Origin of the sequence: Hydrogenimonas thermophila (assembly GCF_900115615.1) — a bacterium.
In the GTDB taxonomy this organism is placed as follows: domain Bacteria; phylum Campylobacterota; class Campylobacteria; order Campylobacterales; family Hydrogenimonadaceae; genus Hydrogenimonas; species Hydrogenimonas thermophila.
The window spans coordinates 1-12,487 of the sequence record NZ_FOXB01000018.1 but is presented as its reverse complement, the minus strand read 5'-3'; the positions used below and the strand labels follow the sequence as shown (position 1 = coordinate 12,487).

Here is a 12,487-nt window from a genome sequence, read left to right as displayed (position 1 = left end):
ATGAAATTTAATCCTGTAATAGAGCATCTTAAAACTTATGAACCGGGTAAACCTATTGAGTTGGTTGTACGTGAATTTGGGATTGACCCAAAAGATATTGTAAAGCTTGCTTCTAATGAAAACCCAAAAGGCTGTAGTCCAAAAGCTGCTAAAGTTGTTGCAGATGCTGCTTCTTTGATGTACCGCTATCCCGATGACAGTATGATGGAGCTGAAAGCTGCACTTTGTCAGAGGTTTGGAATTAGTGAAAAAGAGATCATAATTGGAGCTGGAAGTGATCAAATTATTGAGTTTTTATGTCATGCAAAACTCTACGGCGGAGCAAAAATATTGCAAAGTGAAGTAACATTTGCAATGTATCAGATTTATGCAGCAGCCTGTGGTGCTTCTGTCATAAAAGCTCCAGGTCTTGCACACGATTTGGATGCAATGTATAAACTTTACAAAGAACATGAACCTGAAATTATATTTATCTGTGCTCCAAACAATCCTACAGGTGATTGTTTGGACTTGAAAGATATTGAAAATTTTATTGAAAAAATCGATGAAAATACATTAGTAGTTGTAGATGGTGCATACCAAGAGTATGCTTCATATAAAGATCCTAACAAAGCTATTAATCCGGCAGATTTAATAAACAAATTTTCAAATACTATCTATCTTGGTACATTTTCTAAAGCTTATGGATTAGGTGGTATGAGAGTAGGTTATGGCATTGCCTCTGAACATATTATAAAATCTCTATATAAATTAAGACCGCCATTTAATGTTACAACACTCTCTTTGATTGCTGCTGTAGAGAGTTTAAAAGATAGTGAGTTTGTTGAAGAGAGCATTAAAGAGTGTTTTGAGCAAATGAATTCTTATATTGAGTTTGCACAAAAATTTGGGATAAAAGTAATTGAGAGTTATACTAATTTTATTACATATATTTTAGATGGCATAAATGATTCAACATTTATAGCAGATGCTCTTCTTCGTCAAGGAATAATAGTGCGCAACTTAAAAGGTTATGGTCTTAATGCCATTAGAATCACAATAGGTAAAGAGAATGAAAACCAGAGATTTTTTAATGCAATGCAAGAATTACTAAAAACAGGAAAGTAGATGAATTTTAAAGAGGTGGCTGAACAGCTAATCCGCCTATATGAAAAACTAAATCGTGCACAAAGAATTGTAATTGCAACTACACTTCTTGCTGTAATTGGTTTTATAGTTTTTATAATTATATATACCCGAACCGGAGATAATAGTAATTATGCTGTTCTTTTTGATCATCTCTCACCTAAGGATGCTGGATTAATTATTCAAGAGCTTGAAAAACAGCAAATTGATTATCGTATTCCCCGTGATGGTGTTATTGAAGTACCAAAAGATGTTGTTTATAAATTACGTATTGCAGTAGCATCTCAAGGTATTCCAAAAGAGAGTCATGTAGGGTTTGAACTGTTTGATAAACAAGAGTTTGGATCAACGGACTTTGATCAGAAGATTAAGTTTTTACGTGCACTTGAGGGAGAACTTGCTCGTACTATTTCTGCATTAGTTCCAGTAGAGAGTGCTACGGTACATATTGCAATGCCAAAAGAGAGTGTTTTTGTATCTAAAAATACTCCACCAAGTGCATCTATTATGATCAAAGAAGTAGAAGGTATGAGACTTACCAGAAAGCAGATTGCAGGTATTAAAAATTTAGTAGCTGCAGCAATTCCAAACTTAACTACTGAACATGTAAAGTTGGTGAATGTACTTGGTGAGCCATTGGGAGAGTCAGGTGAAGATGCTATAGATGAAGAGCTTGTATCACAACAAATTGCTTATAAAAACAGATATGAAAATCTATATGAACAAAAAATAATCAGTGTATTAGCACCTTTTATTGGAGGAAAAGATCGGGTTGTTGCAAAAGTGACAATAGATTTTGATTTTGCTCAAAGAAGTAGTGTGCAAGAGCATTATGATCCTGAGAATGTTGTACGAAGTGAGCAAAGTCTTGAGGAGAAAAAAGAGGGAGTTTCTCCTCAATCTCCTGGTGGTGTTCCTGGTGCTGTAAGCAATATTGGTCCTGTACAAGGGTTGGAAGATAGTAAGCTCAAGCAGAAATATGAAAAGTCTTCAACAACTACGAACTATGAAATATCTAAAACTGTATCAAATGTTAAAGGACCTTTTGCAACAATAAAACGTGTCAGTGCAGCAGTTGTTGTTGATGGAAAATATGTTCCAGGGGAAGATGGAAAAATTGTATATCAGCCTAGAAGTAGTGATGAGTTGAGTCAAATAAGTTCATTGGTAAAAAAGACTATTGGTTTTGATGCAAGACGGGGCGATCAGGTAAGTGTTTCAAATTTTCAGTTTGAGAGTTCAGCGAAAGCATCTAAAAAGAGTCCGTATAAAAGTGTAGTAGATACATTTTATGACTATATGAACCCAATTACCCCAATTTTAAAATTTATATTTTTGGTTATTGTTCTATTTGTATTTTATAAGAAAGTTATTGTACCATTTAGTGAAAGAATGCTTGAAATTCCTGTTGATGAATCAGCAGAGGCTGAGCCTTTATTGGCTCTTGATGAAGATGAACAAGAATCTCTTACAGAAAAATTTACACAAATGCGTAAAAAAGTGGAAGAGCAGCTTGGTCTTACAGATGAGTTTAATGAGGATGAGCTTAAGTATGAAGTTTTACTTGAAAAGATGATAGAGATAGCAGAGGAGAGACCAGAAGAAGTTGCTGCACTTATATCGGCTTTGATTCGTGATGAGACTGAGATGGAAAATAATGCAGTAAATCAGATGAGTGGAGGGAAAAAGTGAGCAGTATACAGTTAACTCCGCAACAAAGAGCTCAGTTAGATGAGTTATCGATGGCAGAAAAGGTTGCTATTTTATTGATTCAGCTTGGAGAAGATATTACAGCAAATATATTTTCTCAACTTGATGTAGATGCAATTACTGAAATTTCAAAATATATTGCATCTGCAAAATCTATTGACAGACCAATAGCTGCTTCAATTTTAGAAGAGTTTTACGCTATTATGCAGTCAAATCAGTACTTAAATACTGGTGGTTTGGAGTATGCTAAAGAGATTTTATATCGTGCTCTTGGACCTGAAGAGGCAAAAAAGGTTATTGAGCGACTTACTAAGTCGATGCAGAGTAGTCAAAACTTTACATTCCTTTCTAAAATCAAGCCACAGCAGCTTGCAGATTTTATTATTAACGAGCATCCTCAAACAATTGCTCTGATTTTAGCTCACATGGAACCCACCGATGCTGCAGAAGTTTTAAGCTATTTTGATGATGATATGAGAGCTGAAATTGCTATGAGAATGGCAAACCTTGGAGATATTTCTCCTCAAATTATTAAACGTGTTTCTACCGTACTTGAAAGTAAACTAGAATCACTTGCTAGCTATAAGGTAGAGGTAGGAGGGCCTCGTGCAGTTGCAGATATATTTAATAGACTGGGACAAAAAGCAGCTAAATCTACTCTTGTTCAGATTGAGCAAATAGATGAAGAGTTGGCAAACTCAATTAAAGAGATGATGTTTACATTTGAAGATATCTCTAATCTTGATAATAATGCTATACGTGAAATTCTTAAAGTAGTAGATAAAAAAGACTTAATGTTAGCATTAAAAAGTGCTCCAGAAGAGCTTAAAGAGAGATTTTTATCAAATATGTCACAGCGTGCACGTGAAGCATTTGAAGAAGAGATGCAGTTTATGGGTGCTGTAAAAGTTAAAGAGGTTGAAGGTGCACAACGTAAAATTGTAGAAGTAGTACAAAAACTTGCTGAAGAAGGTGTTGTAAGTATAGGTGAAGCTGAGGAGATGATAGAATAATATGGAAACAGTCATTCCTCCAGACAGAACTACTGGTCATGTCATTCAAAAGTACCATTTTAAAATATTAACGGACAACACTAAAGGGGAAGATGACCCAAATCTGTTAAATCAGGAAGAAGAACAGATCTTACAAGTAGAAAATGAATTACCAGCACCTGTAGTGCAACAGGAGGCTATTGTTGAATCTTCATCTGCAAAAGATGAAATGCTAGAGCAGATGCTCAAAAAAGCTGATGAGCTTTCAACTAATCTTGTAAAGATGCAGATGCAACTTGAAAAGCAGCAGGAGGAGTTTGAGGTTCGTTTAAAAGAGACTAGAGAAGCTGCTTATGAAGAGGGAAAGCTGGCTGGTAAAGAGGAGTGTGAATCTAAACTTAAGGCAGAAGTAGATGAACTTCGTGAAAGATTAGCTCATACAATTGCTTCACTAGATGAAAGCAGACAACTCTTTTTGAAGAAAGTTGATACCATTGAAGAAGAGCTAATAGAGACTGCTTTGGATTTAGCAAAACAGGTAGTTGTAAAAGAGATTGACAATAACTCTAAAGAAGTTGCTTTACGTTTAGCCAAATTGCTATTGACAGAAGTTAAAGATGCTTCAAAAGTTACTCTAAAAGTTAATCCAAATGATTATACATATGTTAAAGAGTCTTTAGAACAAGGTCCAAAAATTGAAGTAACTTCTGATCCGGCAGTTGGACCTGGTGGTGTAATTGTTATAAGTGATGTTGGAAATATTGATGGAGAGATAATGCATAGATTTGAAAGAATTAAAGAGGCAGTTTTTGGAACATTAAAGTAAAAATTTTATACGTTGCCTTATAGTCAGATAAGTTTTAGCAGAAGGACTTTTTAATGAAACCAGTTAAAAATATGAATATATCAGAGTTAGAAGAGTGTGCTAAGAATATTAGAGAGCGTATACTTGATACAGTTAGTCGCCATGGTGGTCATTTAAGTAGTACATTGGGTGCTGTAGATCTTATAGTTGCTATGCATTATGTTTTTGATGTTGAAAAAGATCCATTTATATTCGATGTAAGTCATCAAGCTTATGCTCATAAATTATTAACTGATAGATGGGAAAAGTTTAGCTCATTACGTCAATTTGGCGGAATTAGCGGATATACCAAACCAAGTGAATCACCTTATGACTATTATGTAGCAGGGCATAGCTCTACATCTGTATCACTTGCTGTAGGTGCAGCTAAAGCCATAAAACTGCGGAGAGAAGAGAATGAGCGCATACCGGTAGTTATGATTGGTGATGGTGCAATGAGTGCAGGTATGGTTTATGAAGCACTTAATGAATTAGGTGATAGAAAGTATCCTGCTGTTATTATTCTTAATGATAATGAAATGAGTATAGCCAAGCCTATTGGTGCTATTAGTCGTATCTTGTCACAAGCAATGGCAAGCCCTTTTTATCAACGTTTTAAAGAACGTACAGAAAAAATGCTTGAACATTTGCCAGACTCTGCAATGTATATGGCAAAAAGGATGGAAGAGGGTATTCGAATGATTACTCCAGGAATCCTTTTTGAAGAGATGGGTCTTGAGTATATTGGACCAGTAGATGGCCATAACATACAACAGTTAATAGAAACATTTCAAACTGCAAAAAGGATGAAAAAACCGGTAATTGTCCATGCTCAGACTACAAAAGGAAAAGGTTACAAAATTGCTGAAGGATATTATGAGCATTGGCATGGTGTAGGACCTTTTGATAAAGAGAGTGGTAAAAGTTTAAAAAAGAGTAGTAAAGTTAGTGCAACACAAGTTTTTAGCGACAAGCTTTGCGAACTTGCCTGTAAAAATGAGAAAATTGTAGGTGTAACTGCGGCAATGCCAAGTGGTACTGGTATGAAGCAGCTGATGGAGAAGTTTCCAGAAAGATTTTGGGACGTAGGTATTGCTGAACAGCATGCTGTAACATCTATGGGTTCATTGGCAAAAGAGGGGTTTAAACCATTTGTAGCAATCTATTCTACTTTTTTGCAAAGAGGGTATGATCAAGTTATTCATGATATTGCTTTAATGAATCTGCCGGTTGCTTTTGCAATTGATCGAGCTGGAATTGTAGGAGAAGATGGTGAAACACATCAGGGAGCATTTGATATAAGCTATTTGCGTGCAATTCCAAATATGACAATTTTTGCTCCTAGAGATAATGCAACTCTTGAATTAGCAGTCGAATTTGCAGCAGAGTTTCCTACGCCTTGTGCATTTAGATATCCAAGAGGTTCTATGCTTCTTGAAAATGGAAGGTATCTGGCAACTCCATTTGAAGTAGGCAGGGCTGAGTATCTGCAAAGAGATGGTGAAATTCTTCTTATTGGTTACGGAAACGGTGTTGGGCGTGCAGTTGCTGTTGCAGATATGCTCAAAGATAATGGTATTGAAGCGGCTGTATTGGATTTAAGGTTTGTTAAACCATTGGATATTGAGATATTGGCAGATGCAGCAAATAGATTTGAAAAATGGTTTGTATTTAGTGATGGAGCAAAAATGGGAGGTGTAGCATCTGCAATATCTGAAGCAATTATGTTTAATAAGCTTAATAATATAACTATCTATTCATTTGAGTATGAAGATAAATTTATTACTCATGGAAATACTAAAAAAGTTGAAGAGTCACTTGGACTTCTACCGGAGCAGATTAAAGAGAAGATTTATTCTATTATTAGAGGATGATCGGCAGTCATCCTACCGATCAGTATATATTAAACTTACAGCTCTTCAGCGTGCTTAGCTAAGTACTCAGCAACACCTTTTGGATCAGCTTTCATTCCTTCTTGTCCTTTATTCCATCCTGCAGGACATACTTCACCATACTCATTTGTAAAGTGCATAGCATCAATCATTCGAAGCATTTCATCAATGTTACGTCCAAGAGGAAGATCATTGATTACTGCATGTCGAATAGTTCCATCTGTATCGATTAGGAATGATCCTCGTAATGCAACTCCTCCATCAAGAAGAACATCATAGTCAGCAGCAATTTGCTTAGTAAGGTCTGCAACCAAAGGATATCGTACTTGTCCAATACCACCTTCACTTACAGGAGTGTTTTTCCAAGCAAGATGTGTAAAGTGTGAATCTACAGAACATCCAATTACATTGATTCCACGGCTTGTGAACTCATCAAGTCTGTGATCGAATGCAATAATCTCAGAAGGACATACAAATGTGAAGTCTAGTGGATAGAAAAATAGAACAGTTCCCTTTTCACCAAAGTTTTCATATAGATTGAAATTTTCTACAATTTCATTATTACCAAGTACTGCACTAGCAGTAAAATCAGGTGCCTTTTTTGTAACAAGCATTGAGCTCTCCTTAATTAATATTTTTTACATTAAAAATTATAACACACTATTGTGTCAAAGCTATATTATGAAAATAGATTAATATTTTACACATATTACGATATAATCCATTCGATAATAAAACAGATTTAACTGTAGTTAAAGGATTTAAAGGTGCCAAAAAAATTTTTATTTACTTCTGAATCAGTAACAGAGGGTCATCCAGATAAAATGGCTGATCAAATCAGTGATGCAATTCTTGATTACATAATAGAACGTGATCCAAATGCCCGAGTTGCATGTGAAACTCTGCTTTCAAATGGTTTTTGTGTAATTGCAGGAGAGCTTAAAACAACAACATATGCACCAATGCAAGATATTGCCAGAGAAGTTGTGCGTGAAATCGGATATACTGATGCGCTTTATGGTTTTGACTATCGATCTGCAGGTGTATTAAATGGAATAGGAGAACAATCACCTGACATTAACCAAGGAGTTGATCAAAGCAGTGGCGATATCGGAGCTGGTGATCAAGGTTTAATGTTTGGTTATGCATGTAAAGAGACACCAACATTGATGCCTTTGCCAATCTATCTGGCACATCGCTTAACAGAAGGTTTAGCTAAAGCAAGAAAAGATGGAACACTTCCATTTTTAAGACCAGATGGAAAAGCACAGGTGACAGTAGAGTATATTGATGGAAAGCCTCATAAAGTTAAAACAATTGTAGTTTCTACGCAGCATGATCCTGATGTTTCACAAGAGAAACTTAAAAATGCTATTATTGAAGAGCTTATATATAAAGTTATTCCAGAAGAGTTGATAGATGATAACATCATTTATCACATCAATCCAACTGGAAGATTTGTAATTGGCGGTCCACAAGGTGATGCCGGTTTAACAGGTCGAAAAATTATTGTTGACACTTATGGTGGAAGCTGTCCTCATGGTGGTGGAGCATTCAGTGGAAAAGACCCGACAAAAGTTGATAGAAGTGGAGCATATGCTGCTAGATATGTAGCTAAAAACCTTGTTGCAGCTGGTGTTTGCGACAAGGCAACTATTCAAATAGCATATGCAATTGGAGTTGTTGAACCAGTTTCCATTATGGTTGATACGCACGGAACAGGTAAAGTTCCAGAAGAAGAGATTGAAAAGATGATTATGGAAGTTTTTGACTTAACTCCAAAAGGAATTATCGATACATTGGATTTGTTAAGACCAATTTATCGTAAAACTGCAGCATATGGACACTTTGGACGAGAACTTCCTGAGTTTACGTGGGAAAAAACGGATAAAGTTGAAGCAATTCGAAGCTCTCTTGGATTGTAAGCATACTATTTAAATATTTTTTAAAAATGTTGTGATATAGTACGGATGATTAAATTTTAAAAAGGAGTTTGAAATGGCTGTATTGATAACTGATACTTGTATTAACTGTGGTGCTTGCATCGATGAGTGTCCAGTAGAAGCAATCGTAGATGACGAGGATAATCCAACAGGAGAAGAGATTTACTACGTATATCCTGATAAATGTGTTGAGTGTGTAGGATATCATGATGAGCCTGCATGTGCAACTGCTTGTCCAACAGAAGGATGTATCGTATGGGATGCATGTGTTGACGGCACAACATGCCGTGATGATATCTCAGCAGAAGCTCGATCAGAGCATCAACCTGTTGTAGAGTAATCTTACTCAAATTACAAAAAGAGGAGCTTATGCTCCTCTCTAACTTCAAATTACTTCCTTCTTTTAAAATATCTTAAACAACATTTCTGTATAATTGCACCCATTTTAATTATATTGGAGAGATTCTAATGGAGCAAACGCTTTCTATTATTAAACCTGATGCTGTAAAAAAGGGAGTTATTGGTAAAATCATTGATCGTTTTGAGAGCAATGGTCTTCGGATTGCTGCTATGAAGAAAGTTCAATTGAGCGAGCAAGATGCTGCAGAGTTTTATGCAGTTCATAAAGAGCGCCCTTTCTTTGGAGAGCTTGTAGAATTCATGACAAGTGGTCCTGTAGTTGTTATGGTTCTTGAAGGTGAAAATGCTGTTGCTAAAAACCGTGAACTAATGGGTGCTACTAACCCTAAAGAGGCAGCTCCTGGAACTATTCGTGCAGATTTTGCAGAAAGCATTGATGCAAATGCTGTTCATGGAAGTGACAGTTTAGAGAATGCAAAAATAGAAATTGCATTTTTCTTTGCAAAAAGAGAGATTGTTTAAGTTATACGATGCAAATTTTACTGCGTAAAATCCGTGAAACAGAAAATCGATTTGACATAAAAGTTGATGAAATAAGTTGTAGTGGATATTTTTGGCGCAGTGGAAAGCATAAGGCAGAAATAGAAGGTAAAATTCAAGGAAATATTTCTCTTTCATGTGATAGATGTGGAGAGCAATTCTTTGAAGATATAGAGGAGCCTTTTCATATTGAGGTAATCGATCAGCCACTTAAGGTGACAGATTGCCTTGATGTGATAGAATGCTTAGACGGAATTGTTGACTTTGATATGATATGTAAAAGTGAAATAGCTTCAATTCAAAGTGAATATCATCTATGTGAAAAGTGTAAAGATATAGATGAATTTGAAATAGAGTATTAAACATTAAGGAGAAATATTATGGCAGTACCAAAGAGACGTAACAGTAAAACAAGAGCAGCAAAACGCAGAACTCATTACAAATTGACTCTTGCTAGACCTGTAAAAGATCAAGATGGCACTTGGAGAATGCCACATCGTATGAACAAGTTCACAGGTGAATATAAAGCCTAAATGGTCCGCATAGCTATTGATGCAATGGGTGGTGACTTTGGTCACTATCCAATTGTAGAAGGGGCTATTTTTGCCCTTAAACAGAAAAAATTTCTTCCAATATTAGTAGGTGACGAATCCAAAATAGCACCTCTCATCCCTAAAAAATATAGAAATAAGGTTGAGATAGTCCATTGTACAGATGTAATTGCAATGGATGAACATGCAACTGATGCATTAAAGCGAAGAGACTCATCTATATATGTTGCAGTAGACTTGGTTCGCCAAGGTAAAGCTGATGCTGTGGTTTCTGCTGGACACAGTGGTGCAACAATGAGTTTAGCTACACTGCGTATTGGTCGTATTAAAGGTATCTCCCGTCCTGCAATAGCAACTTTTATGCCAACTTCCCAAAAGGGAAAACAGACAATAGTCCTTGATGTTGGTGCAAATATAGATTGTGATGCTGAAAACCTTTTTCAATTTGCTGTTATGGGTGAGGCATATGCCAATAAAGTACTTGGTTGTGCAAAAGCTAAAGTTGGTCTTCTTTCAAATGGAGAAGAGGCTACAAAAGGCAATGAAGTAACTAAAGCAGCATATAACCTTATAAGTCAGCTTGACAGTTTTGTAGGAAATGTTGAAGGTGGAGATATCTTTAATGGATCAGTTGATGTTGTTGTATGTGACGGATTTGTCGGAAATGTACTCCTTAAAACAAGTGAAGGTGTAGCTGATACAATAAGCCAATATCTTAAATCTGAGATTAAACACTCTCCAGTAGCGATTGCCGGTGCATTACTAATGAAGCGTGTCTTTAGAAAACTAAAAAAACAGACAGACTATGCAGAGTATGGTGGTGCACCGCTATTAGGTGTAAAAGCGTGTACTATCATTAGTCATGGTAAAAGTAATCCTAAAGCTATTAAAAACGCAATGTTTCAAGCAATTAGATTTGTAGAATCAGATGTAAATGAAGCAATACGTGCACGTCTTGAGGCATTGAACGATTAAAAGGTAAATAAGTTATGTATGCTGCATTAAAATCAATTGGTGCATATGTCCCAAAGAAGGTCTTGACTAATCAGGATTTTGAAGCTATGGTTGATACCACTGATGAGTGGATCACAAAACGTACTGGAATAAAAGAACGTCATATTGCAGCTAAAGATGAACTTACCAGTGATATGGGTGTAGAAGCAGCAAAAGTGGCAATTCACAGAGCTGGCTTAAAGATTAATGATATAGACATGATTATATGTGCAACTATTTCTCCAGATTACCTCTGCATGCCTTCTACTGCTTGCGTTATAGCATCAAAGCTGGGTAGAACAAATGTAACAGCATTTGATATTTCTGCTGCTTGTACAGGTTTCATCTATGCACTTGCTATAGCCAAAGCTTTTATTGAATCTGGAATGAAAAAAAATGTTCTGATAGTCGGAGCTGAAAAATTAAGTGCAATAGTTGATTATAGTGATCGCACAACATGTGTTCTTTTTGGAGATGGCGCCGGTGCAGCAGTAATTAGTGCTACAAGAAAAAAATCAGAAGCAATAACAGACATACATGTCTCTTCAGATGGAAACTATGGTGATTTATTAATGACACCTGGATGTGGCGTTAAAAATGTTTGCTCTGAACAGGTTATCGAAGAGAAACTTTGCACAATGAAAATGAAAGGAAATGAAACTTTCAAAATAGCTGTTCGTACACTTACAAGTGATGTTGTTAATATTCTCAATGATAATAATATCTCATCAGATGATATAAAACATTTTATTCCTCATCAGGCAAACTATAGAATCATTAAAGCAGTAGGAGATGCACTTAAACTCTCTTCTGATCAGATTGTTCTTACCGTAGAAAAATATGGAAATACATCATCTGCATCAATACCTATGGCAATGAATGATATATGGGAAAGCGGAAGGCTACAGTATGGTGATACAATGCTGCTTGATGCATTTGGTGGTGGTTTGACTTGGGGAAGTGCTTTGCTCCCTTTTGCCGGTAAATCAGTCAAATAAACAATAACTTCTAAATTTATATTTCTTCACAAAAAATGTTTGTGAAGAAATATCCTTCAAAATATTCCGTCAATTTAACTTTTTATCCTTCTTACATTTTATAATTCGTCATTTTAGAAGCTTTTGAAAGCGCCAATTCAACTATAAACTTTTAAAACAATGAAAAAACTACATTCTGAACTCAATTATATAGGTAGTAAAATCAAAAAGTAAAAAAATCAAAATTTTTTGCAAAAAATTTCAAAAACCTCTTGACACGGAGAGAAGAGTCTGCTATAATTCCCGTCCACAAACGATGGAGCCCTTAAGTGAAGGGAAGAGATAAACATCGTAAGTGAGTCTTAAGAGAAGTAAGACAGACGAGATCTTTGACAACCAAGTAAGAGATAAGTAAAACCTTTGAGCGAGTAATTTTTGTGACTTTTTTGAAAAAGTCAAGTTAGTCGACAAGGACGAACAATTCATTTATGGAGAGTTTGATCCTGGCTCAGAGTGAACGCTGGCGGCGTGCCTAACACATGCAAGTCGAACGAGAACGG

13 protein-coding genes and 1 rRNA gene are annotated in these 12,487 nt (G+C 35.9%); 13 read left to right on the top strand and 1 reads right to left on the bottom strand.

What is annotated here, in order from left to right; genetic code table 11:
• The 5 genes from hisC to dxs are packed head-to-tail and all read left to right on the top strand — an operon-like array spanning window position 1 to window position 6,545.
• Window positions 1–1,107: a histidinol-phosphate transaminase gene (hisC, locus tag BM227_RS06935; protein ID WP_092912450.1), complete on the top strand. Its 1,107-nt coding sequence runs from the start codon at window positions 1–3 to the stop codon at window positions 1,105–1,107.
• A complete protein-coding gene (gene fliF, locus BM227_RS06930; protein ID WP_092912448.1) occupies window positions 1,108–2,817 on the top strand; it encodes a flagellar basal-body MS-ring/collar protein FliF in 1,710 nt (569 codons plus the stop codon).
• Complete coding sequence (fliG, locus tag BM227_RS06925; RefSeq protein ID WP_092912446.1) at window positions 2,814–3,848, top strand: flagellar motor switch protein FliG; 1,035 nt, start codon at window positions 2,814–2,816, stop codon at window positions 3,846–3,848. Before fliF ends, fliG begins: the two co-directional genes overlap by 4 nt.
• A 1-nt stretch (window position 3,849) precedes the next feature.
• Window positions 3,850–4,653 (top strand): flagellar assembly protein FliH, encoded by an 804-nt coding sequence (gene fliH, locus BM227_RS06920; RefSeq protein ID WP_092912444.1) that lies wholly within the window; start codon window positions 3,850–3,852, stop codon window positions 4,651–4,653.
• Between the two features lie 53 nt (window positions 4,654–4,706).
• Window positions 4,707–6,545 (top strand): 1-deoxy-D-xylulose-5-phosphate synthase, encoded by a 1,839-nt coding sequence (dxs, locus tag BM227_RS06915; protein ID WP_092912442.1) that lies wholly within the window; start codon window positions 4,707–4,709, stop codon window positions 6,543–6,545.
• A 35-nt stretch (window positions 6,546–6,580) separates the two neighbouring features.
• Here dxs and BM227_RS06910 read toward each other — a convergent pair whose 3' ends face one another.
• Window positions 6,581–7,177 (bottom strand): peroxiredoxin, encoded by a 597-nt coding sequence (locus BM227_RS06910; protein WP_092912440.1) that lies wholly within the window; start codon window positions 7,175–7,177, stop codon window positions 6,581–6,583.
• Window positions 7,178–7,330: 153 nt separating this feature from the next.
• Between BM227_RS06910 and metK the strand changes: the two genes are divergently transcribed.
• The 8 genes from metK to BM227_RS06870 all read left to right on the top strand — a co-directional run.
• Window positions 7,331–8,488, top strand: a complete 1,158-nt coding sequence (gene metK / locus BM227_RS06905) for a methionine adenosyltransferase (protein WP_092912438.1) — start codon at window positions 7,331–7,333, stop codon at window positions 8,486–8,488.
• A gap of 73 nt (window positions 8,489–8,561) precedes the next feature.
• Window positions 8,562–8,846 carry a 4Fe-4S dicluster domain-containing protein gene (locus BM227_RS06900; RefSeq protein ID WP_092912437.1) on the top strand — a complete coding sequence of 95 codons (285 nt, stop codon included), beginning with the start codon at window positions 8,562–8,564 and terminating at the stop codon, window positions 8,844–8,846.
• A 128-nt stretch (window positions 8,847–8,974) separates the two neighbouring features.
• Window positions 8,975–9,388: a nucleoside-diphosphate kinase gene (gene ndk, locus BM227_RS06895; RefSeq protein WP_092912435.1), complete on the top strand. Its 414-nt coding sequence runs from the start codon at window positions 8,975–8,977 to the stop codon at window positions 9,386–9,388.
• Between the two features lie 8 nt (window positions 9,389–9,396).
• A complete protein-coding gene (locus tag BM227_RS06890; RefSeq protein ID WP_092912434.1) occupies window positions 9,397–9,768 on the top strand; it encodes a DUF177 domain-containing protein in 372 nt (123 codons plus the stop codon).
• Window positions 9,769–9,786: 18 nt separating this feature from the next.
• Complete coding sequence (gene rpmF / locus BM227_RS06885; RefSeq protein ID WP_092912432.1) at window positions 9,787–9,939, top strand: 50S ribosomal protein L32; 153 nt, start codon at window positions 9,787–9,789, stop codon at window positions 9,937–9,939.
• Window positions 9,940–10,932 (top strand): phosphate acyltransferase PlsX, encoded by a 993-nt coding sequence (gene plsX, locus BM227_RS06880; protein ID WP_092912431.1) that lies wholly within the window; start codon window positions 9,940–9,942, stop codon window positions 10,930–10,932. It abuts the gene before it with no gap.
• A gap of 14 nt (window positions 10,933–10,946) precedes the next feature.
• Window positions 10,947–11,948, top strand: a complete 1,002-nt coding sequence (locus BM227_RS06875; RefSeq protein ID WP_092912429.1) for a beta-ketoacyl-ACP synthase III — start codon at window positions 10,947–10,949, stop codon at window positions 11,946–11,948.
• A 464-nt stretch (window positions 11,949–12,412) separates the two neighbouring features.
• Window positions 12,413–12,487 (top strand): 16S ribosomal RNA (locus tag BM227_RS06870); the annotation flags it as partial.